Origin of the sequence: Nocardia sp. NPDC051981 (assembly GCF_040680715.1) — a bacterium.
Taxonomy (GTDB): Bacteria; Actinomycetota; Actinomycetes; order Mycobacteriales; family Mycobacteriaceae; genus Nocardia.
Genome location: NZ_JBFAXK010000005.1, coordinates 165,387 through 188,636 on the forward strand (window position 1 = coordinate 165,387; position 23,250 = coordinate 188,636).

The window sequence follows — 23,250 nt, forward strand, 5'->3', positions numbered from 1 at the left end:
GCAAACCCGCCGACCCGGGCCAGGCCCTCGCGGCGGTGGTCGACGAGTTGTACGAGTCGGTCGACGAGCTGGATGCGGTGTTGTCCGGCGGTGACGGACCGGTTCGGGTGGATGAGGCCGGGGATCTGGGGATCTCGCCGTTGACCGCCGGAGACGTCCCCGACGAGGCGAAAACGCTCAAGGTCGAGCTGACCGAGATGCTCGATCAGGGCCGGATCGCGAACCTGGCAGTCGTGATCGCACGATGATCAGCACCACCGCAGCAGCCACCACATGCGAGCCCACGATCAGCAACAAACCTGCTGCCAACCAGAGCAACAGTGCCAGCGGATGGGTCAGCTGGCGGGCCAGGGCACCAGGCCACTGCCGGCCGCCGCGCCTGCGCAGCACATTCTGCCTGTACTGCAACAGACGCCGCTCCGCCTCCCCGGCCGTCACCCCCCCGACGGCCGCTGCGCAGATCACGCAGGAGCCGATCGGCTGCCTCTTCCGGATTCAACCCGGCCGCCGTCACCCATTCGGCATGGACGCTGCGCACCCTTTCCATACTCACCCCGCGGTAAGCACAAGTCGACAGAAGCATCCTGGATGCCCCAGAGCGCCGAGGAAGGCTAAAGGTTTCGATCGCTTCTGTAAACCCTGTGTCACGACGACGAATCTCCCCTTGTGCGAGTGCTCAGCTCGTACCCATATCTGGGAATCAAGCTACGACACGAATGAAGCCGACAACGAAGGACGCGCTGTTGCTATCGGTTGAACTCGGCCCGCAGTTCGTGCTTACGGGCCTTTCCCGTCGCGGTTCTCGGCAGTTCGGCCACGACGATCACCCGCTTGGGCACCTTGAAACCCGCCAGCTGCTGCTTGGCGTGGGCGATCACCTGGGCTTCGAGTTCGTCGGGCGCGATGTCGGGGTCGGCCGCGACGACCACGGCGCACACCGCCTCGCCCCAGCGCTCGTCGGACAGACCGACAACGGAGCATTCCTGAACGCCGGGGGCCGACGCGACGACCCGCTCGACCTCCACGGACGAGACGTTCTCGCCGCCGCTCTTGATGATGTCCTTGAGTCGATCGGTGAACCAGACGATGCCGTCCTCGTCGAGATGACCGACGTCGCCGCTGTGGAACCAGCCGTGCGCGAAGGCCGCCCGATTCGCGTCGGCGTTGTTCCAGTAGCCGCTGCTGACGTGCGGTCCCCGGTAGACGATCTCGCCGCTCTCGCCCGCAGGCAGCAGCGTGCCGTCGTTGTCCATGATCTGCACCTCGACGGTCGGGACCGGCGGGCCCCACGAGTTCGCCTTGGTGTGGCGGTGCTCGGGCCACTGCAGCACGGTCGCGGGAACCACCTCGGTCTGACCGGACCCGAGGATCACCGCTGCGTTCGGGAACGCCTCGTCGACCTGGTCGAGGAGCGTGTCGGGCATGGGGGCCATCGCGTAGATGCACAGCCGGACCGAGGAGAGGTCCCGCGCCGCGGCGGCCTGCATGCCCACCAGCGCGCGGTACATGATCGGCAGGAACATCACGTGCGTCGCCCGGTGTGCCTCGATCGCGTCGAGCACCGCCCCCGGGTCGAACGGTCCTGGCAGCACGACCGTGCCGCCGATCATCAGGGTCGGCAGGACCAGCGTATTCAGGCCCGTGGTGTGGAACATCGGCAGCACGTTGACCAGGGTCGCGTGCTCGCCGCCCCAAGACGCGCCCTGCATCAGCGCGTTGGTCAGGCCCGCCACGAAGACTGCGGTGTGGCTGACGAGAACGCCCTTGGGGCGAGATGTGGTGCCAGAGGTGTACATGCACTGCGCCACATCGCGGTCCTCGACGAGCACCTCGAGCGGCCTGGGCATCTCGCGGAGCGCGAGGTCCTCCCAGCGCCGGGTCGGCACGCCGCCGGTAGACGCGGTGGGTCCCGCGCCGACGAGGATGATGGACTTGACCTCGGCTAGCCCGGGCAGGATCTGCTCGAGCAGCGGGCCGAAGGCGGCATCGGCGACGACTGTGGTGGTGCCGGAGTCGTTCAGGATCCAGGCGATGTCCTCGAGCGCGAGCACGACATTGACCGGCATCGCTACCAGGCCGGCCTTGGCGCAGGCGAAGTAGGTCGCGACGAACTGCCACGAATTGCCCATCAGCATCGCGACCGGTTGCTGGTGGGACAGGCCCGACTCGAGCAGCGAGCGTCCGACCGACTCCGCGGCGGCGTCGAGTTCGCGGTAGGTGACCGACCGGTGGCGGTCCACGATCGCGGTACGGGAGGGGAACATTCGCGCCGACCGTGTGAGGACGTCGCCCATCGAGGTGCGGGTGGCCAGATTGACCTCGAGCGCGGTCAGACTGGACAGATCGGCTTGCATGCATGGCCTCCACTTGACGTCGAAAGGACGCGCCACCCGAACCGCTGGCGCCCACGAGGTTGGTGACTGTGGTCACATTCGCCCCTCGGGAGGCGACTGTAGGCGCGAAGGTCAAAACAATCAAGTGTGCATGATTGTTCTCAGCCCCAGACGGGGTGAGGCGACCGGCACGCTCACCCGATCCAGCTGCGCCACCGATGCCCTCAATCGTCTCGCAGCCACACCCGCCCGGTTCTTCTCCCGGAGGCCGGACGGGGCCACAGACCGCCTCTGCCGCATCGATGACCGTCCGTGCTTGTCGGCACCGTTCGGGATGCGTTCCGGCGAGCGGTGTTTCACAATCTTGCTTACCGGCGTTTACCCGGCGCCGGTGTCAGCCCGGCTCGTGTGGTGCAGGCCAGGGCTCGGCTGCCGCGCGGAACTGCTGCACCCCTTGTCACCGGCGGCGACACGCATACCCCCGACCGGTGACCGGCACCCGCGCGGCGCACCTAGGCGGGCACGCATGTGAGGGGCTGGGGTGGCCTGGACGCACCCGCGCGTCCAGGCCGCACCCCCCGAACCGCTGATCGTGTGGGACGAGTCACATGCTCGGTGGCTCGAGATGTGTTGGGGCACAGGCTATTCGGGGTAACGCGGGTGCGATTTCGGCCGCAGTGTGGCGGGGGACCCTTCTGCGGTGGGAGCAGCTCATGTCGATGACCCTGTTGGTGACGATCGCGATCCTCGCGCCCGTGGGGGCGGTGGCCGCCGCCTACGCGACGGTCGCGGTGACCTACTGGTGGGAAAGCCGCCGCCGGACAACACGTTTGAGCGCGGCCACGTCGGTGAACTACATCCGGATCGAGGACGTGCCGGCACGGCTGTGGATCCACTGGCCCTGCGGATCCACTGACCCTGACGCTGGGATGCTCCGACATGACAGGGCGTTACCGAGTGATCGCACTGCACGCTTCAGGGGGCTTTGCCATGCGGAATGTTCCTGCCGGCCTCCGGTACACCGACGAGCACGAGTGGGTGCGCACCGAAGCAGATGGCACGCTGACGATAGGCATCACCGACCCCGCCCAGAACACCCTCGGGAACATCGTGTTCCTTCAACTGCCCCCGGTGAGCAAGCAGGTCACCGCCGGTGAGGCCGTCGGCGTCCTGGAATCGGTCAAGGTCTCCTACGAGATCTGCAGCCCGGTCACTGGTGAGGTCATCGCGGCAAACGCCGACGCCGCCGGTACTCCCGGGGAAGTGAACGCCGACGCGTACGGCACATGGCTGTTCAAGATCAGGCTGGCGGCGGGCGCCTCTACCGACGGCCTGCTCACCGCCGCCGAATACGCGAGGATGGTCGGCTGACCATCGTTTTCCGAACGGTGCTTCGGATCCCGCGTGTTTCTGTTCTTCCTCCTCCACCTGCGAGCGGGCCGCGTGTTTGTCATGGGTGGTTCGTATCCGCCGCGCGGCGTGGTGACCCGTGGGTGCGCATGCGCGCACCTATCATGATCAGCGGTTATCCGGTCGGGCCACGGTCGCGTGACTCGCTGTGGATATGCCGCACATCCCCGCCCGGCTTGGCTCTGCAAACCCGGTGGCCGGGCGGGGACCGGCGGGTAGAGGGGTCAGAGTAGTAATCGCCGAAAATCCAACGAAGTTCTCGTAGTGCCTGGTCAGCTGCCGGTGCGGCGAGGCTATGAGGCTGGCTTGTCGAGGTGCCGGTAGATGGTGGGTTCGGGTAACGCCGAACTCAGCGGCGATCTGGCCGACGGTGTAGCGGCGCTTACCGTGTTCGTCGAGTTCGGCGTACATCTGCCGTGCCAGCGCCACCGGCCGTGGTCCGAGTTTGGGTCTCTGGCCGCCGGTGCGTCCGCAGGCACGGGCGGCGGCAAGCCCGTCGCGGGTGCGTTCGGACATCAAAGCGTGCTCGAATTCGGCTATCGCCCGCTACGCCGCGACGGAAGGGTCCCGCCGGTACAGCCCCAGCTCGGGTAGCCCAGCCCTGATTGCACTGGCCTCGATCGAACCCGCCGGTTCTCCCATCTCCGTTTGTCCGTTTGGGGTACCCCAGCACCACACAACCCCGACCTGCGCCGAAAAATGTGACTTGCAGCGGTAGACGGCGATGTTGTCGCACCCTCAGGTGGCGCCGACGAGGCTGATGTGGTCTACGGCGGGTAGCACAGTGGCTGGATCGCTGTTGTCGTACTGGGTTGCGCCGTCGCACCCGTCGCGCTGCCGATCTTCCGGTTCTCCCAGCACCGATTTCGTGGGCGGATGATTTGTCTCAATACGCTGCTGGGGTGAGGACTCTGGACGCGAGCACCCTGGTGTTCGATATCGATGGCACGATTTGCTTCGACGGCCGAACCATCGCCGACGGGATTCGGTCGGCGATAGCTCGGTGTATCGAGGCCGGATACCACCTGGTCTTTGCCTCCGCGCGTCCGATCCGGGACCTGCTACCGGTTCTCGGCCCGGGCTTCGAGACCGCGACGCTCATCGGCGGCAACGGCAGCTTGATCTCGACCGACGGTCTGGTGCGGGCCAGGGCGAGCTTCGATCCGTCTACCTTCGCGGCTCTGCTCGAGCTCAGCACCCGTTTCCAAGCCGGTTATCTGGCCGATGGGCCCTAGGATTACGCCTATACAGGTCCTGCTGGCCATCCGATTCGCGGCCGGGTCGACCAGGGTGTGCTGGCTCGCCAGGTTCAGGTGGCCGAGCTTCCCGAAGTGGTCAAGTTCCTGGCTCTCGGAGCCTCTGACATGCACGCTCTTGCCGCGGCCGGTCGCGAGCTCGGGGTAACCGTGAACCATCATCTGGATGAAGGAATCATCGACTTCGCACCGGGGTCCACCACCAAGTGGGAAGCGTTGCGCGCAGCGGGAATTACGCGGTACATCGCTTTCGGCAACGACCTCAACGACATCGAGCTGCTGGGCAATGCCACCCGGGCGATCCGGGTCGGCGCACATCCGAGCCTCGACGATGTGGCCCACACGACTGTTGGTGCGGATCCTGAATCAGTGGCCCGGGAGATCGAGGGTATCGCCGACAGCGTCCTGCTCTGATCACTGTTACGTGACAGCGATTACTACCGGAACCCCGGGAACCGCTGCGGCTGGTGTGGCTCGGGTGAAAGAAGCGGCTACAGTACTCTGCCCGTGTGGACGGTACGGATGAGGTGAGGAGTCTTCCCGACTGGCGGGTGCTCGTCGTCGGGGGCGCGTCGGGGATGGGGAAGACCGGTGTCGGCCGGGCATTGGCACGACGGTATGGCGTCCCCGTCGTGGAGGTCGACGATATCGTGGAGGCCCTCCTCGCGGTGACACTGCCCGAGCACCTGCCGGAGGTCCATTTCTGGCGCACTCACCCGGAGGCCGCCCGTCAGGCGCCCGAGTCGGTGGTCGAGCGGCAGATCGCGATCGCCGAGGCGCTTGCGCCGGCGATCGAGGCGGTGGTGGCCAATCATGTGGGCACCGACACCCCGGTGATCCTGGAAGGGGACTACGTCCTGCCCGGACCGGCGACGCCCGAAGGTCCGGTCCGTGCCGTCTTCCTCCACGAGGACGACGAGGGGCAGGTGACGGCCAACTACCTGCGCCGGGAGCCGAAGGCCGGACCGCAGCGCCATCGCGCACGCGTCAGCGTGCTGTACGGCCGGTGGCTCGCCGCGCAGGCGCGGGCGGCCGGCGTGCCGGTCGTCGCTCCGCGTCCGTGGGAGGACCTGGCCGGCCGTGTCGCCGAGACGGTGGGGGTGCCTCTACTAACACCGTGACGTCGGCCCGAACCGCCGCTACCCAGAGCCTTCCGAGGAGCCCATCGGCTTGATCGATCTGAAGGTAATGGTCAGCACCTTCACCCTTGGTCGGCCCGAATAGACGATCCCTTGCTGCAGAACACAACCACGACCAGTACCGCCCATGCGGTGCATCCGCTACTCGGTCCGGCGCGCGGCACCGCCCGCCGCGCCGGACCGGATGAACTGGCCGGGACGGTCCTTCGGAGATGGACTTCAGCGACGCGGCGTTGCGAGCCTAGGGTGAGGGTCCATGAGCTGGATACTCGACACGCCATCGGCGCGAGCCGCCTTCGAGATCGCCTCCGAGTACGCGGACACGACCTTGCTCAACCACTCCGTGCGCTCCTACGCATTCGCCGCCGCGTATGCCGCCGCGCACGAGCTCTCATACGACGAGGAGCTCCTCTACGTCAGCTCGCTGTTGCATGACCTGGGCCTGACCGCTCCGTTCGACAACCACACCCTCCCGTTCGAGGAGGCAGGTGGTCATGTCGCCCGCGTGCTGACCGCGGGTCTGGGATGGCCAGCCGCCCGGCGGGCCCGTGCCGCGGAGGTGATCGTCCTGCACATGCGCGACGACGTCAGCGCGGCCGAGGACGTCGAGAGTCACCTCCTCCAGGTCGGCACCAGCGCGGACGTCTCCGGCCTGCGGGTGGCCGAATTCGACCCTGCATTCCGCACCGCGCTGGTGGCCGAGTACCCCCGGCTGGGCTTCGGACCGGCCTTCCTCACCCTCTTCGAGGACCAGGCGGTGCGCAAGCCGGACTGCGCGGCGGCAGCCTATGTCGCGGGCGGCGCGGCGGCCCGCATCACCTCGAACCCGCTGGACGCCGCCTAACGGGAGGCAATCAGTTCGAAACACGAACGGCGGTCCCGGCTCACCGGTTGACGCCCGAGACGACGGCGGCCATTCCACAGGTGTGCGCGGTCCCGACCACACGGGCCGACCTGCACGTGCTCGGTCGTGAGGGCAAGATCGTGACAGCCGGACAGCTGCGCCACCCCAGAGACCAACTTGGGCAAGACTCCTTCAGAAGGAGCTGATGGCCGGCGCGGTGACTAGCTACTTGCCCCTGAAAAAGTATGTCGAGTAGCTGGTGCTGGTCTCTGTAATTGCCTGCGGCAGTTGGTGTTTCGCTGCGAGAATGGTATCGGTGTCGTTCTCGTGGAGGTAGGGCCGGTCGATGTTGCGGGTCGCGGATCAGCAGATCTCGTTGTGGGATGTGGTGTTGCCGCCGGAGATGGTCCGGCTTCCCGATGAGTTGGCGCGTATCGATGCCTATCTCGACGACGAACGGTTCGTCGCGCCGTGGCGTGGGATGTTCGATGCCCGGCTGGGGCGGGGCGTCGGTGCCGGTCGACACACTGCTGCGGATGCTGTATCTCAAGCACCGCTACCAGTTCGGATACGAGACGCTGTGCCGGGAGGTGGCTGATTCGATCACCTGGCGGCGGTTCTACCGGATCCCGCCCGAAGCGCGTGTGCCGCATCCGACCACGCTGATCAAGCTGGTCGGGCGGGCCGGGCCGGAGGTGTTCGAGCAGCTCAATACCGCGTTGGTGGGCAAACTGACCGAAGACAAGGTCTTGCGGGCCCGCAAGCTGCGCATCGACACCACGGTGGCCGAAGCCGACATCGACCACCCCACCGACGCCGACCTGCTCGCCCACGGTGTCCGCAAGCTGGGCGGGCTGGTGCGACGGATCAAGGCGGCCGGCGCCGCGTCGCGGACAATGTTCCGCGACCGCAGCCGCTCGGCGGGGCGGCGGATCAGGCAGATCAGCCGCACGCTGCGCCGCCGCACCGGCCAGGCACTGGGCGAGATCGACCGGCTCACAGGCGAAATCGCCGACATCGCGACCGCCACCGTCACCGAGGTGGCCGCGGTGACACACAATGCCCACCGGATGCTGGCCCGTCGCCCGTCCCGACGGCTGCAGCGGCTGGTCACCGAACTGGAGGACACCGTGACCGGCACCCAACGGCTGCTCGCGCAGACCGCGCAGCGGCTGGCGGGCAATCGCATCATCCCCGACCGGATGGTGTCGCTGGCCGACCCGGACGCGCGCCCGATCCGCAAGGGCAAACCCCAGCACCCGACCCAATTCGGTTACACCACACTGATCGCCGAAGACGACCGCGGTTTCATCCCGTTCCACCAGGTCCACAAGGGCAACCCGAACGACGCACGGCAGTTGGTTCCCGCCGTCGAGCAGGTCGTCGCGGCGACCGGCCGCGTCCCGGCCACCGTGGTCGCCGACCGCGGCTTCGGCACCGCCGCCAACGACAAAGCCCTGGCAGAACTCGGGGTGCGTCACATCGGGCTGCAACGCAGCGGCACTCTCTCCAAGACTCGCCGTGACCATGAACGCACCCGTGCCTTCCGGCGAATGCGTAACTGGCGCGTCGGCGTCGAAGCCCGCATCAGTCATCTCAAACGAGGATTCGGACTGCGACGTAGCCGGATGCGCCGCCTCACCGGGGCCCGGACCTGGATCGGGCTGGGCATCTTCGCCTACAACCTCCAGCGGATGACCGTGATCACCCGGTGAACCCCAGCACCGGGCAGACACACCCCGAAAACAACCCGCCCCCAAACTGATCAACCATCCGCGACCGTCCCGCGAATCGCGCCAACCGACTATTTCAGGGGCAAGTAGCTAGCGCGGGGCCTCTTTGGACCCGGCGTCACGACCGATAGCGCCCTCAGCCGCGGTTACTCCGATATCCGCCCGATTTTCGGCGAGTACTACAGCGACCCCTATGGCGGTGGCCAATCCCTTGTAGATGATGAACTCTCCGGTGGTCGCTACGGCAATCAAGGCAGCGCGGGCCCGGATCGCCGCGTCCAGCATCTGGTCATCGACTGCGACCGGTCTGTTTCGGGCGCCAGGGAAAAGTCAGCTTCGCACCGATATCGAAGGTCATTGCTGTGGCGCGGTTTCGGACGGGCACGTAGGTGGTGTCGCTGCGAGGCAGCACGGCGTTGCAGAGAATCACCGAACCCCGGAGACCGACAATCAAGGATGAGGGAGGCCTTGTTAGGCATTAACAAGGCCTCCCTCATTGTTTTCCGAACGCTCTCGGAACAGGCTTCACCAGAAGCTGGCCGTAGAGGACGCGGCCCCCGGGTGCGGGAAACATTGATTCGGACACGGGGTTCCAAGATCGATCCATCTCGCGAAGCTGGCTGCCGCACAACGGATCTCGAAAGCGATCGTTTTTAGAGACAGAACATCGGTGAATCTCGGCGTCACTGGCCACAGGTCTCGCCACGCCATGACGGGCGTATCGTCCGGATATGGGTGACGGCATGCCCGCAACCTGCGGGTGGTGCGGTGCCCGGCTGCCGAGTGATCGGGCCGGGGTCCGTCGCTACTGTCGGCCCGCGCATCGGCAGGCTGCCTACCGGGCCCGCCGGCGGGAAGCCCGGTCGGTGCGAGCGGCGGTCAACCCGCAGGTTGCGATGGCGTTCATCGCCGAAGACCTGACCGTGCAGGTCGAGGTGGTCAAGGAGCTGGTCGCCGACCTCACCCGTACGGCCGCCTCGCTGCCGGTGGACTGCATAGTGTGGCGGTGGCGCCCTTCCCGGACCTGGTCGAGGACCTGATCAGCTGCGCGGTCATCGCGGATCGTCGCTCCGGAGCGACCTGGGCCCAGATCGGTGCGGCACTGGGTCTGACCGCCGACGCGGCCCGCGCCCGTCACGGCCATCGGCAACTCGCCGTGGAGTGGCCGATACCAGCTACCGGCGGGAATGGAAGTTCGCGACGGTAACCCCGAACCCACAACGGCGGTCTGGGGTGTACCCCAAAACGACAGCCACGCATGCATTCAGAGAGGGTTTGGCCGGAGCAGTCTGTGGCTGGATTCGGGGTTGGCTCGGGGTGTTTCCGGATAGGCATAGCCGGACTCGCTCCCTACCGTCGGAGATCACGAAGCGAAACGACCGCGGGCGTGCTGCTGGGAGTGAGCCTGGGTGGGAGCGCGCCCTTTCGGCCTCGACGCCCGATGCATGTCAAGAGAAAGGCGCAAGGGGACCGTGCACGAGAAGAGTCTGCGGCGCAGTGCCACTTCCATACTCGCGTCCGTACTGACCACGGCGATGCCGGTGGCCGTGGTCGGCTGCGGAACCGAGACGGAGAGGTCGAGCACGCCTTCGCAAGTCTCCGCGGCGTTGAACGACCTGGTCCGGTCCGGTCTGCCGGGGGTGCAGGCGGTCATCAGCGGACCTGACGGCGAGCAAACCCATTCCGCAGGCGTCGCTGACGTCGGCAGCGGAGCACCCTATCTCGACGGTAGCCATATCAGGATCGGCAGTGCCACAAAGACCTTCGTCGCTACGGTGGTTCTGCAGCTCGCCGCGCAAGGCGCGATCGAACTCGATACCCCGATCGGCCACTACCTGCCGGGCGTGGTGTCCGGCAACGGCAATGACGGCGGCCGGATTACGGTGCGGCAACTGCTCCAGCACACCAGCGGGTTACCCGACTTCGCTCCCGAAGACGTCGTGCACAAGCAGCCTCAGCAGCTCGACCAGACCTCCGACGGTACGGCCTACCGTGATCTCACCCCAGCGGACATGGTGGGTATCGCGATGACCATGCCGCCGCAGTTCGAGCCCGGAGCACGGTTCGAGTACACCAATACCAACTACGTACTGCTGGGCATGTTGATCGAACACGTCACCGGGCACCGGCTCGACGCCGAAATCCGCAGCTGCATCCTCGATCCGCTCGCACTGCGCGACACCTATTTCCCAGCACCCGGTGACACCGGTCTGCGTGACCCCCACCCCCACGGCTACAGCAACATCGACGGCGCCTGGGTCGACGTCACCACGATGGAAGCCGCCTGGGCCGGCGCCGCGGGCGCGATGATCTCCACAGGCAGCGACCTGAACTGGTTCGCCACCGCGCTGATCACCGGAAAACTACTCCCACCAGATCAGCTCACACAGATGCAACAAACGACGCCGATGGCACCCGGCACGGGAACGAACTACGGACTCGGCCTCATCGGCTTCCAGATCCCCTGCGACACACAAGAAAAACACGTGTGGGGCCATACCGGAGGCATACCAGGCTTCAGCACCGTACTCATTGCGACATCCACCGGGACCGCCGCGACCATCAGCGTGAACACCGAGCAGCTCAACAGCCAGTTCTCCACCGCGATCACCACCATCATCTGCTCCATCGCGTAACCGATCCGGAACGATGACACATTCGACCAGCGGCGGTCGGCCGGCCCGAACAGCCTTGTGAGCGGCAGATGAGTGCGTTGGTATGTCGGCCCAGATATGCCCTGCGCTGCATGTGATCTGACTCCAGCAGGAGGTAATGGCCTCGGATGGAGCGCGGCTCAACTGGAACGCCGAACCAGTGCGCTTGTTTCGGGCCGATATCGACTTGTAGGTGTTCGGGTCGTAGCCGCCTGTCGCGGTAAACAGATCTTTGCCGCCGCCGGGGAAGGGATGCTGTTCCTCTTCGTTCACCTACGTCGCCGAGGGATGCAGGAACGAACCGTCGTTCTGCATGCCGTAGCTGCCCGGATCGACCTTCGAAGGCGCGTGATCCCGCCCCGCTCGCCACCACGATGACCGCCAGCCCGGCGATCCACGTCTTTCGCAATTTCACGACATCGAGGTCTGGTCGGCGGCGGCCTGGGAAAACCCCTCCCAGAGGCCGCACTCCGCGGACCTGATCGCGGCCGCTGGGCCGTTGTGCGGCGGCCGAGAAGATGGTAGGCACCCGCGGCGCAGGCGGACTACCGGAAGCGTTCCGCGTTCCGCACAGCCCAGTCTCCGAAGCCGGTCCCCGGTCGCCCGGTGATATCCCGCACGCTGGTGACGGGCAGCCCCTGCGGTTGCAGGTCGTAACCGGCCAGCACGTTGTCGACGTACCAGGTCGCGGTCTCACCCATGTCCGGCGCGAGCGCCGCAATGGTCTCCGCCCGCGAGGACCGCCGGAAACCGAGCTCCCGGCCCAGCGCCGCGCCGAGCTGCCGGACCAGTTCGGCCCGGCTCAGGATCTCCGGCCCCGCCAGCGAATACGCCTTTCCCGCATGGCCGTCGCCCAGCAGCGCGGTCGCGGCTACGGCGGCGATGTCGTCCATGGCGATGGGCGCGCTCGCTGCCTCCGGCCGCGGTTCCCGGACCTCACCGGTGGCACGAATCTGAGGTGCCCACATCAGCGTGTTCTCCATGAAATCGGCGGGCCACAGATGCGTCCACTCCGCACCGCACCCTTCCACCGCCGTAGAGACCGTGCCCCACCAGCTCTCGGGTTCTCCGGACAAGTCCACGATGTGCCGCACGCCTGCCTCCCAGGCCAGCGCCAGCACCTCACCGACGCTGTCCGGCGCGGGCGCCAGATACATCCGCTCAACGCCGGCGAACGCCGCAGGCAGGCTTTCGGGCCGCCGCAGATACCCTTGCGCCACTTGCACTCCGGCGGGCAGGGCAGCCCGCGCGGGATCGGTGGTGAGGGCCCGCACATCGGTGGCGCCCAACGCGAGCAGATGATCGACAACCTTGCGGCCGATATTGGCGGTAGCCCCGGTTACCAGGATGGTCATTGGTCCCTCTCCGGTCGGAATCGCTGAACCACCCATCATGCCAACGAGGTTCGCCGTGCGAGCGCCCGAAAGCGTGGATTTGGTATGCGATGCCGCGCCCCCGAGCAGGCGCGCGCGTCGCGGCAGATGAGTGTGTTTGCCGGTGGAGCAACGACGAAGCGTGAGTTGGTCGGCTTGTGCTCGAATTCTGTCCAGTAGGGTCCCGTCGGTGGGTAGCGATAGCCGTTACGAGGCATACGAAGTTGACCTATGGGAACGATTGCCTACGCTGCTGCCCTCGAACGAGGACGCCGATAGCTTCCGGGACTGTCGGGAGAGTGGCCATCAGGAAGCCGGGCTGTGGATGCTGACGCAGCGGCTGATCGAGCACCAGGTGCCTATCAGTGACCGAACGCGCGCCGAGATCGAAGTGCTAGCCGAGCAATGGGGTGAACGGCTGGCCCGCCACGACGAAATCACTTCGTGTGTCAGGGATTCCGAGAACGAGGAGTCCATCCGACTCTTGCCGGATGATCGATCGATGCCGGTCGCACGTTGATCGGTCGTCCGGACCGGTTGGCTGGCACGGCTTTCCAGCGCACACAAATGCCGATGAGCGAATGGTCTGCCGGTCCGTGCGCGCCGATCCTCGACTCGGGCCGATCTCTGGAGACTGACTTCTCCGTGCGGATGATTCACGGCCAGGTGTGTGCCAGCCGGGTGAAGATCGTGTGTAGTGCGCGGATGAGGGTGTCTTGTTCAGGGAGGATGTCGGGGTCGGCGATCGTGTTGACCGTGAGGGTGCCTGCGTAGGACAGCACCGCAAAGGTGACGCCGACGTTTCCCGGTGTTGCTACCAGTGGCACGAGCGCGTCGATCCGATGGCCCGCCAGGCGCAGGGCCGCGCCCGGGCCGCGCAGATTCGTTTCGAAGCTGTGCACCAGTCGTTGGTGATCGATGAACAGCCGGAACAAACCCAGTCGATGAAGCAGCCGGAATGTCAACCCCAGCGGGCTCGACGAGGCCGCCCGGGTCGATGACGCTCGCGCAGCGGTGGTCGCGGTGACGATCGCGGTGAGCCGAGCCGGATCATCGGTGATGGCAGGAACCGCCAGCGGGCGCACTCCGGTGTCGTTGCCGAGATCGGTCACGGTGGCGGTATGACGCCCGGAGACCGGAATCGACACCACCAGCCGGTGCGGTCGTTCTCCGCGCGCATCCAGAATCTCGAGCAGGGCGCCGGTGACCGCGGCGAGGACCACATCGTTGACGGTGCCCCCGAAGCGGTGTCCCGTTGCGGCCACCTCGTTCAACGCCACGGCGGTCGATGCCAGTCTGCGGCGGTGTGCGGTGGGCCGCACCAGCGAGATCCGTTCTGCTGGACGCAGCAAGGGCATCCCGAATGTCAATTCCCGCAGTCCCGCACAGCCACGCCGGAGATCGGCCGGAAGCGAGCCGATCGCGTGCAGCTTCGCCGATGTGGCTTCCACCGCAAGTTCCCGGGTGCTGGGCGGTGGAAGCGGAAACCGCACGACGGTTGCGCGGTTGCCTTCGTCGGTCAAGGCGGCTAGGACGGCCAGACCGCCCAGGCCGTCTGCGAGCACGTGATGCAAGACGACGACGAGTGCGGTATGGCCGATTCCAGTCACCGAATACGCCTGCCACAGCGGAAGATCGGGTGCGAACGGACGACACAGCAGGTCGGCGGCGATATCGAACAGTGCCCGGCGAGTGCCTGGTTCCGGCCACCGCAGGTGTGTCAGATGCCGGTCCACAGAGAACGTCGGATCGTCGACCCAGATCGGTCGGCCGCAGCCGAAAGGGGTGCGGCGCAACGTCTGTCGCAGCCGCGGGACATGCGGGACACGCTCGTGCAGCAACGCGCGGACCTCGGCCGGAGTCGGCCCCGCACCGTCGAAGATCAGAATTGCGCCGAGGTTCATCGGCACCGAGGCCTGGTCCGCCGCCAGCACCGTGAGGTCCGCGGACCCGGCTCGGTCGATCCGGCCTCGGCGTAGACTGTCAGGGTGCGATCGAAATCCGCTGGCTCGCAACGACTGCCGGTCGGTATCCATTCATCCCTGCGTTTCCGCATCCATAGCGATCGTGCGCAAAGTGGCCCGCATGATGTGGGCCACGAACGGGCGGACCAACCACCAGTACCGCAGAAATCGCTGCCGCGATACAGGATCGGTGGTGACGGTGCGCACCTCATAGCTGAGCAGGCTGGCATGCTCGCCGTAACCGGTGACGGTGAAGTTCGCCGCGATCTTCCCCCAACCTGGCTCCGTGAAATCGGCGAAGTTCGACCGTGGTACGTCGCGCCATTCGATATCCGGCCGCCAGAACTTGCCGACCGCACCGAACGCGATCTCACGTCCCGGTACCTCGCCCAGCAGCAGCCAGCCCGGCAGTCCGACCCCCTCACCCACCACCAGTCGTTGCGGAGTGGGGACCGTCCGGCCGCTCCAGCGAGCAGGCAGCCCCCGAATCCACATCGAGACCGTCGTCAGCGGCGTACGCACGCTCAGTAAATCCAGGCCGTGTGCAGCCTGGTAGGTCGCACGCGGATCCGCGCGCACCACCAGATGCTCGATCAGGCCAGCGTCGAAGGTCGGCACCGCGGACTCGATAAGCATGGGGCCGACACCGGATCCCGTCGTCATAGATCCATCATCGGCACGGCTCCGCAGCCGCCCTAGGGCCGAAGGTAACCTCGCCCCGAGACCTCGGGAGGAGGTATCCGGCCGATCGTTTCCACCAGCGGCTCAGGACATCCGGTAGCCGAGGACCGGATGTTTCTCGGTGTGGGCTCCGGCCAATTCCGGACTCCGCGTGAAGGATTGCCCGATGCCGTTGGCGGTGGGGTAGTTGGTCTCTAGACCGTGCCATCGTCCTGCTGCAACGATCGATCGCATGCAGGCGACATCACGAGCCCTTGCTGCCTTGTCATGCCTGACAGTGGGGGTCTATGCGATTGCCGTGCGTCCGCGGTTGCTCCGCTGGGGCGCTACCGACGAGGAAGTGGCGCAGCCATATCCGGGCGCCGATATTGTTCCGAACGGCACCCGAGGCGCGACCATGGCGGTCACGATCGAGGCGCCCGCGAATCAGGTCTGGCCATGGCTGGTGCAGATGGGTTACGACCGGGCCGGCTGGTATTCCTGGGACCGTCTCGACAACGGGGGTCGGCCCAGCGCGGACCGCGTCCATCCCGAGTGGCAGCACATCGAACTCGGGGATTGGTTGACCGCATGGTCACCGGGTGGCCAGGTCGACGCGTGGGAGGTGGCGGCACTGGAGCCAGGCCATTTCCTTGGGCTGCACGGGCGAAGCGACCTGCGGGGACGCCCGTTCGATCTCGCCGGGCCGCGCCCTCGCGTCTATATCGACGGTCTGTGGGGTTTTCTGCTGGTGGAACTGCCCGGAGACCGGACCAGGCTGGTGGTGGGCGGGTACCAAACAGCTCGGCCTCGCTGGCTTCAGGTCGTCGGCGACTTTTTCGTCTATCCACCCGTGCACTGGGTGATGCAGACACGCCAGTTCGCGAACATCAAGCGGCTCGCCGAGCGCGAGTGGACCCGAACGTCCGACCACCAGACACACCGGTAGGGGGTGCCGGTAAGAACCGTGTCACCTGGTACATGAAGCGTTGCCACCCATTTGATCCCGCACCTTGGAGCGCCGGACTGTGAGGGGGCGACCGTAGCCGGGGGTGGGCGGAAACGATCGCATTTGTCCCGCCACAAGCTGGCTGGGCCGCGATCGGGAGCCCGCAGCTCACAATGCGCCGAATGTGACTCGCGGCGATGAGTGGCGGTGTTCTCGCGCCGTCGGTTGGCGCCTCCTCAGGCTATCTCTGACTACCGGGGTCCGGTTCGGGTTCGTCGGTGGCCGGGGCTGCGACACTCGAGGTGCGTTCAGCAGCCAGTGCCTGCCCGATCACCCGAACCGCATCGTCCGCGTTCGCTGCAGTGATGACCACGGCCTTGGACCCTCCCGAGCCCAGCTTGATACCGACCGTGACATCAGTACGCCGCGACCGGACGAACTCGGGCAGCGTCTTGATCGCCATCATCAACGCACTGCCGCTGGCCGCGATCATCTCCACGAAGGGAACAACATCCGGTAGACCCCTCAAAACACCGGCGTAGTCCAATGCGGCGGACGGAGTCGCCATCATCAGATGGTCCTCCAGCACGCCTTGATCGGCCAAGATCCGCACCTCGAGCAACGCCCTATTCGCCGAAATCCCCAATCCCGATGCCGATGGCCACCCCTCCCCCTCACTGCCGACTATGTCGAGATCATGCCACGAACCGCAGACCAGAGCCCTGACGGGCCCCTACCTGGGCGGCGGTGGCCGACGAGAAGCGGAGTACGAAGGATCGCGCCGACGACTGATCTGACGCTGTGTCCCAGCGTGTGAACGAGCGCTGGTTGCCTCGGTAATGATCGTTCACGAGACACCATCAGCGCCAACGTGATCCGCAGGCCGGTTCTGTAACGGATGCCGTGTACACGGCCTCTTGCTTTCTCGCGGCCTACTCGGGGTCGACACCTGGCTGTTCGAGGTGGTGGGTCAGTAGTCCGGTCAGGGCTTGGTCGACGGTGTTCCACGGCCCGGCGGGCAGGACCGTGTTGTCCGGGTCGAGGGCTTGCCAGCGTCCGCGGCGGCCGGTCGCGGTGATCTGGCGGGCGATCCGGCCAAGGTACTCGTCGCCGCCGGTGACCCGGTGATCTCCGGTGTCCGGGTCGCGGGTGAGGGTGACCAGCTCCCGCACCTTCGCCTTCGGGTCCAGCCGCCGCTCACGCCGCGACTTCGGTTGCCGGACACGGGCACCCGCCCGCCGACCAGGCGGCAGCGGGCGGAACCGGCGCCGGAGTCGGCACAGGTATGTCGGCGGAGTCGAGTCCGGTGGCCTTCCCTTCGGCGTGGACCGCAGCAGGGCTGACACCGCCGGCGTCAGCCCTGCGCACGTTGGTCGGCGGGTAGCGCAGGTTCGGTGTTGAGGTAGCTGTAGACGGTTTCACGGCTGATGCCGAATTCCCGTGCAAGAGCGGCCTTTTTCTCCCCGGCAGCGGCGCGCTGGCGCAGCTGGTGGGCTTGGGCGTCGGTGAGGGCGTGCTTGCGGCCGGTGCAGGCGCCGCGGGCCTTGGCCGCGGCAATGCCCTCGCGCTGGCGTTCCAGGATCAGGGAGCGTTCGAACTCGGCGAAGGCCCCCATCACCGACAGCAGCAGCGTCGCCATGGGCGAGTCCTCACCGGTGAAGGTCAGGTTCTCCTTCACGAACTCCACCCGCACGCCCTTGCCGGTGAGGGTGCGCACGAGGCGGCGCAGGTCGTCGAGGTTTCGGGCGAGGCGGTCCATCGAGTGCACACGCACGGTGTCACCTTCGCGGACGAACCCGAGGTCCGGTGCGGGCTGGCAGGGTGCGCACGTGTCCGAGAAACTTCAGCATCAGCACCCGGACTCCGCCCGGATCGTCACTCAACCAGGGCGGTATCGGTCCGCGATCGGCGAGCCAGTCGGAGAACACGCCGATGCCGGAACGGATGGTGCGCACGCTGCTCCAGGTCAATGGCTTGCGGTGTAGCTGCACCCTTTCGCGGCGTTCGCTTGAGTCATACCTCTACCGGTCCGGTGTGGCTTGCGCGCGGGTTCCCAGGTCCGCGAGGCCAGGAGCGCGACCTGGGGTAGTGCCGGCACTACCCGGGACCGGGCGCTGGCCGTAATGGCGATCCGGATGCTGGCGGGATGGGGCGCGGCGGCGCGGAATTTTACCGTGGTGGTGCTGTAACTGCCCGATTGCCCGAAGGGAAATCCTTTGAAATCGAAGATGTTTGGTGCCGCTGGGCCGATCCTGGTCGTCGCGGCTCTCGTCACGACCGCCTGTCAGCCCGACCGGCCCACAGTTGCGGCACCGAGCGCGACGACGACACCGGCCACCGCCGCCGATAAGACCGTGCTTCAGCGTGATGCCGACGCGATTCGCGATGTCGGCATCACGGGTGTGCAGGCCAGGCTGGTCGCCGCCGACGGCAGTGACACGGTGGTGACCAGTGGTGTCGCCGATACCGCGAGCCAGAGTCCAGTCTCGGGGGATGGGTATTTCCGGGCCGCCAGCGTTACCAAGACATTTACCGCGACCGTGCTGCTGCAGTTGGTCGGTGAGGGCAAGCTCACCCTCGATGACACGGTCGAGAAGTGGTTGCCGGGCGTGGTGCGCGGCAACGGCAACGACGGCACGAAGATCACGGTGCGCCAACTACTCAACCACACCAGCGGACTGGAGTACCCGAATCCATACCAGCTGGCCTCCCCCGACGACTACCACCGCTATGCCCTCGATGTACCGCCCCCGCCCGAAAAGGTGGTGGCCACTGCTGTCCAGAGCCCGCCGACCTTCGCCCCCGGAACCGGCTGGCGCTACAGCAACACCGGCTACCTGCTGGCGGGCATGATCATCGACAAAGTCACCGGCACACCATGGTACGAGGAAGTCGACAGCAGGATCATCACCCCGCTCGGCCTGAAACACACCAGCTACCCCGGCGGCGCGGTCACGATTCCCACCCCGCACGCCACCGGATACACGCGCTGGCCCACGGGCGGATTGGTCGACACCACCGACAACCGGATCAGCGGATTCGCCGCTGCCGCGGGCGCGCTGATCACCACCACCGCAGACCTCAACGTCTTCTTCCGAGCATTGCTCGGCGGCAAACTCTTGCAGCCCGAACAACTCGCCGAAATGAAGAAGACCGTCGACACCGACGCCGAGGTCCGATCGATCTTCCCCGGCGCACTCTACGGCCTGGGCCTGTTCTCGATCGAATTGTCCTGCGGCGGACGGTATTGGATGCACGGCGGCGACATCCCCGGCTACAAGACCAGAGACGGCGTCACCGACGACGGCACGCGCAGTGTCGTGGTGTCCATGTCCACCCTCCTACAAGACACCGACGACCATCAGATCGCCCAGGAAAACACCGCCATGACCCTCGTCGACCACGCCCTGTGCCGTACCGGAAACAAGTAGCCTCTCATCCGCCGCCGTACCACGGCCCGCCCGAGCCACCAACGGATTGCCCGACGGATTGCCCGACTGCGCTGCATATGGCAGTAGCGGACGTGCTGCACCGCAACATGTTCCGGCCGCCAGCGCCCCGCGCTGGCCGGTTTGGTCAGCGCGGTATGCGGCAGAATAGTGCGTTCGGAGCGATCTACCAGAAGGTCAGGTACCTTCCGGATTTCGCCCGCAATAGAATTACCAGCGTTGATTGGCTTGACTGTTGCACGGATACGTGACGACCGGTGCCGGATCAGGGTTCGCCCCCTGGATATCGAGGCAGAAGTCATTCAGATAGCTACGGATCTCCGCGCCATTCCTGTACCAGGCTTGATTGAGCTGACCGTTACACGGGTACGTGACGACCGGCGCCGGATCAGGGTTCGCCCCCTGAATATCAAGACAGAAACCATTCATTCCACTACGGATCTGCTGGCCGTCCCAATACCAGGCTTGATTGGACTGACCGTTACACGGGTACGAGACGACCGGCGCCGGATCAGGGTTCGCCCCCTGAATATCAAGACAGAAACCATTCATTCCACTACGGATCTGCAGGCTGTCAGCTGACGCCGTAGACGCAACAGTCAATGCGGCAATAGCCGTCAGCAATAGAATGACAGATCTACGAATGCCTTTCAGCACGTTCTTTCCCCCTCCAGTTGCAGCCCCGCTGGCGGCAACTCCGGATGGAGGCTAGCACAGCCACCCGGCGCCGTCTCGGCAGTTTCTCCGAGCCTGAGAATTGACGAAAGGCTCTGCTGCGATGTGCCTTCCGCCCTTCGGGTCCAGCGTCAGTGGGCCGTGGCCCTGCGTCATGGCTTCTCAGTGCGATTGATCGGTGATGACGGGTACGACATGGAGATGGGAGTGGCGGATTGCCAGTTCGTGAATGCTGTCGACCGCCGGGTTCGGCGGAGTTGGTTGATCATCTACGGACCGCTCCTCACCGCAGGCAAGTGGTCTTTCCCGATGGAAGGCCCGAACCCCGGAAGACGCGGTCGCGCGGGCGCAGTGGGTTCGCAGGCGCGCCCGAGCCTCATCGACACTGAACACCGGAGTGCGCGACTGACATTCACCGAATGCCACGCTCGTGACACCGAGGCCCGATCATCCTGCCTCGCATCCACAGCGTCAGCTATACCGACTTCGGATGGTGCACAGGCGATCTGCGGCACGTCTCTGCTTTGCGGTGTCTCGAACGGGTTGCCCTCAGCTGGGCGGCAGGGACCTGTTCGGCGGGTCATGTGTACAGCGAAGTGCCGGGTTTGGTCTCGTGAATTGGGTGGTCCGGGCTGAGCGGGTCGATAGGCGAATGCGTTCGATCGGCGATCGTTTTCGAACGGTTGCCGCGTCCAACTTTGTCGACCATCGCGCGAACGTCGATAAGCGAACCCCAAGATTTCGTTAACGCCGTCCTCGCAGAGTGGTCTCGTCAGACGACAAAGGGAGAACACAGTGAAGGCACTCGCGAGCACAGCCGTCATCGGCGGAGTCATTGCAGCGGCGGTCATCGGATTGGCCGGGTCGGCGTCCGCGACCACGACGCCGGTAGTGAACACCTGGTGTCCACACAGCGAGTTGATGCATCCGACGTGGGATGTGAACACCGGGGAACCTGTCATCTGCGTCAACACCGGGATCAGCGGGTACATGTGGGTTCCTGACGCCACCCGCTGATTCCCGGCCACTGCCGCGGATTCACGTGGCGACCTGTCGGAACCATGCCGGTGAGCGAATCTGGCTGTGCCCCAGTCACCGAAGCGTCCAGCCGACGCCATCCGCAGCAGTGGCGGACGCCCGAAAAGCATATCCGCTGCCAGATTCATCGAGTGGCAGACCGGTAGCTGGGCTGATTTCCCGGGCGGCAAGCCGCTCGGTCATCGGCATGAGCGTGCGTTCTGCACCGCACCAGGGTCCGGCCGCCGGCGCCCCGCGCTGGCCGGTTCGGTCAGCGCGATCAGCGGCAGTACAGGATGTTCGAATCGCTTGTTGGGATTTGGTCACATAGGTCCGCTATCGGGGCTCATGGGTGTGCGCGATTGACGCGCACACGTTGTGAGGAGGACAGGATGCAGTTTGTGTTGGTGATCTACCACGGCACGTATCCGTTGCCGGGCACATCGGAAGCGGAGCGGGTGTCACAGGAGGACAAGAAGGCGGCATACGCCGATTTCGCCGCCCTCGACAAGTTGGACAACTGGAGTGGCACCGCCGATGGGTCTGCCTCAGGACGCGACCACGGTCACGGTGAAGGACGGTTCGGCCGTTGTCACCGACGGCCCGTGGCTCGGTGCCAGGCACGCCGTGGGCGGCTTCGCGGTGGTCGAGGCCGAGGATCTAGACACTGCCATCGCCCTCGCCGCGCGAGTCCCGCAGGCACGGCTGGGCGGTGCGGTCGAGGTGCGTCCTGCGGTCAAGTACTACTGAAAGGGACGGGCCCGGCGTGCGGTCCGCGTGCCGGGCCCGGAGCCGTCGGTCAGTTGGCTCGACCGGTGATTTCGGCTGCGACACGGTGGACGCGACTGGTGTCGCGGATGACGTCTATCCTGACGATCCTGTCGTTGGCGACGGTGAAGATCATGACCGAATACGGCTGTTCGTCGCGGGTGGTCAGGGCGCCGATCGCTCCGTTGACCAGCAGGGGGCGCAGCTTTCCGCCGCGCGGGATTCGTACCTGTTCGGCCACGGCCGCTGCTCCGTTGATGACACTCGCAGGCCGGCTGACGCCGTAATCGGTCCGGTGCACGATGTCGGGATCGAGGACCTGGAGCAGGCCGTCGAGATCGGCGCTGCGGGCGGCCGCGTAGAAGGCGTCGACCACCCTGCGCTGCCGCGCCAGGTCCGGATCGGGTCGTGGAACCTCGGCTCCGCTGATACGGCGTCGTGCTCGGCTGGCGAGTTGCCGCGCGGCGGCCGGTGTGCGGCCGACGATGTCGGCGATGTCGGCGAAGGGCAGGTCGAACATGTCGTGCAGTACGAACGCCACCCGCTCGGCCGGCGCGAGCCGTTCCAGCACCACCAGCAGCGCCAGTCCCACCGCGTCGGCGAGCATCATCTCCTGTTCAGGATCGAGATCCACATCCGAGACGAGCAGGTCCGGCAGCTGGCTGTCGATGGGAATTTCCCGGCGATGTCGGCGAGAACGTAACTGGTGCAGGCACTCCCGCGCTACGACGGTGGTCAGCCATCTGCTGAGGTTGTCGATCTGAGCCGGTCCGGTTCGGCTCAACCGCAGCCAGGCGTCCTGTACCGCATCATCGGCTTGGTCGACCGAGCCCAGCATCCTGTACGCCACGGCACGCAAGCGGGGACGTTCCTTCTCGAAACGCTCTGCTAGCCACTTGTTTTCGTCCATCTGTCACACCATCCCATCGTCACGACTCGCACCTGCATGAGCCGCCCCCACTCACGGATGTGACTGCACCAGCCAGTCCCCGGTCACATCCGCAGGACGTGGCGGCTCATAGGGGT

The 23,250-nt window shown here is 66.0% G+C and carries 24 protein-coding genes and 2 pseudogenes; 16 read left to right on the forward strand and 10 right to left on the reverse strand.

Annotation, left to right across the window (positions count from 1 at the left end; genetic code table 11):
• The first annotated feature begins 35 nt into the window (after positions 1–35).
• Entirely contained in the window at positions 36–248 is a 213-nt protein-coding gene (locus AB0L60_RS12175; protein WP_364612046.1) for a hypothetical protein, read from the forward strand.
• On the opposite strand, the gene AB0L60_RS12180 is transcribed toward AB0L60_RS12175, so the two are convergent.
• Both AB0L60_RS12180 and AB0L60_RS12185 read right to left on the reverse strand, forming a co-directional pair.
• Entirely contained in the window at positions 178–465 is a 288-nt protein-coding gene (locus tag AB0L60_RS12180; protein ID WP_364611408.1) for a cation-transporting P-type ATPase, read from the reverse strand. The genes AB0L60_RS12175 and AB0L60_RS12180 overlap by 71 nt on opposite strands.
• Positions 466–746: 281 nt before the next feature.
• Positions 747–2,354 (reverse strand): AMP-binding protein, encoded by a 1,608-nt coding sequence (locus AB0L60_RS12185; protein ID WP_364611411.1) that lies wholly within the window; start codon positions 2,352–2,354, stop codon positions 747–749.
• A 969-nt stretch (positions 2,355–3,323) separates the two neighbouring features.
• Between AB0L60_RS12185 and gcvH the strand changes: the two genes are divergently transcribed.
• The 10 genes and pseudogenes from gcvH (at position 3,324) to AB0L60_RS12235 (ending at position 11,351) form a co-directional block, all read left to right on the forward strand.
• The gene (gene gcvH, locus AB0L60_RS12190; RefSeq protein ID WP_364611414.1) at positions 3,324–3,704 is read left to right on the forward strand and encodes a glycine cleavage system protein GcvH; all 381 of its coding nucleotides are present in this window, start codon (positions 3,324–3,326) and stop codon (positions 3,702–3,704) included.
• A gap of 363 nt (positions 3,705–4,067) precedes the next feature.
• The gene (locus AB0L60_RS12195) at positions 4,068–4,337 is read left to right on the forward strand and encodes a hypothetical protein (protein ID WP_364611417.1); all 270 of its coding nucleotides are present in this window, start codon (positions 4,068–4,070) and stop codon (positions 4,335–4,337) included.
• A 308-nt stretch (positions 4,338–4,645) separates the two neighbouring features.
• The gene (locus AB0L60_RS12200) at positions 4,646–4,978 is read left to right on the forward strand and encodes an HAD hydrolase family protein (protein WP_364611420.1); all 333 of its coding nucleotides are present in this window, start codon (positions 4,646–4,648) and stop codon (positions 4,976–4,978) included.
• A gap of 129 nt (positions 4,979–5,107) precedes the next feature.
• Positions 5,108–5,413, forward strand: a complete 306-nt coding sequence (locus AB0L60_RS12205) for a hypothetical protein (protein WP_364611423.1) — start codon at positions 5,108–5,110, stop codon at positions 5,411–5,413.
• Positions 5,414–5,508: 95 nt separating this feature from the next.
• On the forward strand, positions 5,509–6,120 hold the full coding sequence (locus tag AB0L60_RS12210; protein ID WP_364611426.1) for a hypothetical protein: 612 nt from the start codon (positions 5,509–5,511) through the stop codon (positions 6,118–6,120).
• Between the two features lie 274 nt (positions 6,121–6,394).
• On the forward strand, positions 6,395–6,982 hold the full coding sequence (locus AB0L60_RS12215; RefSeq protein ID WP_364611429.1) for an HD domain-containing protein: 588 nt from the start codon (positions 6,395–6,397) through the stop codon (positions 6,980–6,982).
• A 346-nt stretch (positions 6,983–7,328) separates the two neighbouring features.
• Positions 7,329–8,697: pseudogene (locus AB0L60_RS12220) on the forward strand (ISNCY family transposase).
• Between the two features lie 749 nt (positions 8,698–9,446).
• The gene (locus AB0L60_RS12225; RefSeq protein WP_364611432.1) at positions 9,447–9,755 is read left to right on the forward strand and encodes a hypothetical protein; all 309 of its coding nucleotides are present in this window, start codon (positions 9,447–9,449) and stop codon (positions 9,753–9,755) included.
• Complete coding sequence (locus AB0L60_RS12230) at positions 9,722–9,922, forward strand: hypothetical protein (protein WP_364611435.1); 201 nt, start codon at positions 9,722–9,724, stop codon at positions 9,920–9,922. The genes AB0L60_RS12225 and AB0L60_RS12230 overlap by 34 nt, the downstream gene beginning before the upstream one ends.
• Before the next feature lie 265 nt (positions 9,923–10,187).
• Positions 10,188–11,351, forward strand: coding sequence for a serine hydrolase domain-containing protein (locus tag AB0L60_RS12235; RefSeq protein WP_364611438.1), 1,164 nt, complete (start codon positions 10,188–10,190; stop codon positions 11,349–11,351).
• Between the two features lie 563 nt (positions 11,352–11,914).
• Here the strand turns inward: AB0L60_RS12235 and AB0L60_RS12240 are convergent.
• A complete protein-coding gene (locus tag AB0L60_RS12240; RefSeq protein WP_364611441.1) occupies positions 11,915–12,724 on the reverse strand; it encodes an NAD(P)H-binding protein in 810 nt (269 codons plus the stop codon).
• A 208-nt stretch (positions 12,725–12,932) separates the two neighbouring features.
• Between AB0L60_RS12240 and AB0L60_RS12245 the strand changes: the two genes are divergently transcribed.
• Complete coding sequence (locus AB0L60_RS12245) at positions 12,933–13,262, forward strand: hypothetical protein (protein ID WP_364611444.1); 330 nt, start codon at positions 12,933–12,935, stop codon at positions 13,260–13,262.
• A 136-nt stretch (positions 13,263–13,398) separates the two neighbouring features.
• On the opposite strand, the gene AB0L60_RS12250 is transcribed toward AB0L60_RS12245, so the two are convergent.
• Complete coding sequence (locus AB0L60_RS12250; RefSeq protein WP_364611447.1) at positions 13,399–14,676, reverse strand: wax ester/triacylglycerol synthase domain-containing protein; 1,278 nt, start codon at positions 14,674–14,676, stop codon at positions 13,399–13,401.
• A gap of 102 nt (positions 14,677–14,778) precedes the next feature.
• Positions 14,779–15,324 carry a hypothetical protein gene (locus tag AB0L60_RS12255; protein ID WP_364611450.1) on the reverse strand — a complete coding sequence of 182 codons (546 nt, stop codon included), beginning with the start codon at positions 15,322–15,324 and terminating at the stop codon, positions 14,779–14,781.
• A 295-nt stretch (positions 15,325–15,619) separates the two neighbouring features.
• Between AB0L60_RS12255 and AB0L60_RS12260 the strand changes: the two genes are divergently transcribed.
• Positions 15,620–16,315, forward strand: a complete 696-nt coding sequence (locus AB0L60_RS12260) for a hypothetical protein (RefSeq protein ID WP_364611453.1) — start codon at positions 15,620–15,622, stop codon at positions 16,313–16,315.
• 241 nt (positions 16,316–16,556) lie between these two features.
• On the opposite strand, the gene AB0L60_RS12265 is transcribed toward AB0L60_RS12260, so the two are convergent.
• From AB0L60_RS12265 to AB0L60_RS12275, 3 genes and pseudogenes are all read right to left on the reverse strand, one after another.
• Positions 16,557–16,919 (reverse strand): hypothetical protein, encoded by a 363-nt coding sequence (locus tag AB0L60_RS12265; RefSeq protein ID WP_364611456.1) that lies wholly within the window; start codon positions 16,917–16,919, stop codon positions 16,557–16,559.
• A 328-nt stretch (positions 16,920–17,247) separates the two neighbouring features.
• A complete protein-coding gene (locus AB0L60_RS12270; RefSeq protein WP_364611459.1) occupies positions 17,248–17,487 on the reverse strand; it encodes a hypothetical protein in 240 nt (79 codons plus the stop codon).
• A gap of 182 nt (positions 17,488–17,669) precedes the next feature.
• A pseudogene (locus tag AB0L60_RS12275) lies at positions 17,670–18,116 on the reverse strand (recombinase family protein); the annotation flags it as partial.
• A gap of 427 nt (positions 18,117–18,543) precedes the next feature.
• Here AB0L60_RS12275 and AB0L60_RS12280 point away from each other — a divergent pair.
• Entirely contained in the window at positions 18,544–19,746 is a 1,203-nt protein-coding gene (locus AB0L60_RS12280; RefSeq protein ID WP_364611462.1) for a serine hydrolase domain-containing protein, read from the forward strand.
• Between the two features lie 228 nt (positions 19,747–19,974).
• Here AB0L60_RS12280 and AB0L60_RS12285 read toward each other — a convergent pair whose 3' ends face one another.
• On the reverse strand, positions 19,975–20,421 hold the full coding sequence (locus AB0L60_RS12285; RefSeq protein WP_364611466.1) for a ricin-type beta-trefoil lectin domain protein: 447 nt from the start codon (positions 20,419–20,421) through the stop codon (positions 19,975–19,977).
• An 813-nt stretch (positions 20,422–21,234) separates the two neighbouring features.
• On the opposite strand from AB0L60_RS12285, the gene AB0L60_RS12290 reads away from it, so the two are divergent.
• Together AB0L60_RS12290 and AB0L60_RS12295 are read left to right on the forward strand one after the other, a co-directional pair.
• Positions 21,235–21,456, forward strand: a complete 222-nt coding sequence (locus tag AB0L60_RS12290; protein ID WP_364611469.1) for a hypothetical protein — start codon at positions 21,235–21,237, stop codon at positions 21,454–21,456.
• Between the two features lie 537 nt (positions 21,457–21,993).
• Positions 21,994–22,206: a YciI family protein gene (locus AB0L60_RS12295; protein WP_364611472.1), complete on the forward strand. Its 213-nt coding sequence runs from the start codon at positions 21,994–21,996 to the stop codon at positions 22,204–22,206.
• 49 nt (positions 22,207–22,255) lie between these two features.
• Here the strand turns inward: AB0L60_RS12295 and AB0L60_RS12300 are convergent, their stop codons facing one another.
• Positions 22,256–23,134 carry a sigma-70 family RNA polymerase sigma factor gene (locus AB0L60_RS12300; protein WP_364611475.1) on the reverse strand — a complete coding sequence of 293 codons (879 nt, stop codon included), beginning with the start codon at positions 23,132–23,134 and terminating at the stop codon, positions 22,256–22,258.
• Between the last annotated feature and the right edge of the window lie 116 nt (positions 23,135–23,250).

Excerpts from the sequence above, each read along its gene's own strand:
- AB0L60_RS12185 (WP_364611411.1), bottom strand. The coding sequence starts at position 2,354 with ATGCAAGCCGATCTGTCCAGTCTGACCGCGCTCGAGGTCAATCTGGCC.
- gcvH (WP_364611414.1), top strand. The coding sequence starts at position 3,324 with ATGCGGAATGTTCCTGCCGGCCTCCGGTACACCGACGAGCACGAGTGG.
- AB0L60_RS12195 (WP_364611417.1), top strand. The coding sequence starts at position 4,068 with ATGGTGGGTTCGGGTAACGCCGAACTCAGCGGCGATCTGGCCGACGGT.
- AB0L60_RS12205 (WP_364611423.1), top strand. The coding sequence starts at position 5,108 with ATGCACGCTCTTGCCGCGGCCGGTCGCGAGCTCGGGGTAACCGTGAAC.
- AB0L60_RS12215 (WP_364611429.1), top strand. The coding sequence starts at position 6,395 with ATGAGCTGGATACTCGACACGCCATCGGCGCGAGCCGCCTTCGAGATC.
- AB0L60_RS12225 (WP_364611432.1), top strand. The coding sequence starts at position 9,447 with ATGGGTGACGGCATGCCCGCAACCTGCGGGTGGTGCGGTGCCCGGCTG.
- AB0L60_RS12240 (WP_364611441.1), bottom strand. The coding sequence starts at position 12,724 with ATGACCATCCTGGTAACCGGGGCTACCGCCAATATCGGCCGCAAGGTT.
- AB0L60_RS12260 (WP_364611453.1), top strand. The coding sequence starts at position 15,620 with ATGCAGGCGACATCACGAGCCCTTGCTGCCTTGTCATGCCTGACAGTG.
- AB0L60_RS12280 (WP_364611462.1), top strand. The coding sequence starts at position 18,544 with ATGTTTGGTGCCGCTGGGCCGATCCTGGTCGTCGCGGCTCTCGTCACG.
- AB0L60_RS12295 (WP_364611472.1), top strand. The coding sequence starts at position 21,994 with ATGGGTCTGCCTCAGGACGCGACCACGGTCACGGTGAAGGACGGTTCG.
- AB0L60_RS12300 (WP_364611475.1), bottom strand. The coding sequence starts at position 23,134 with ATGGACGAAAACAAGTGGCTAGCAGAGCGTTTCGAGAAGGAACGTCCC.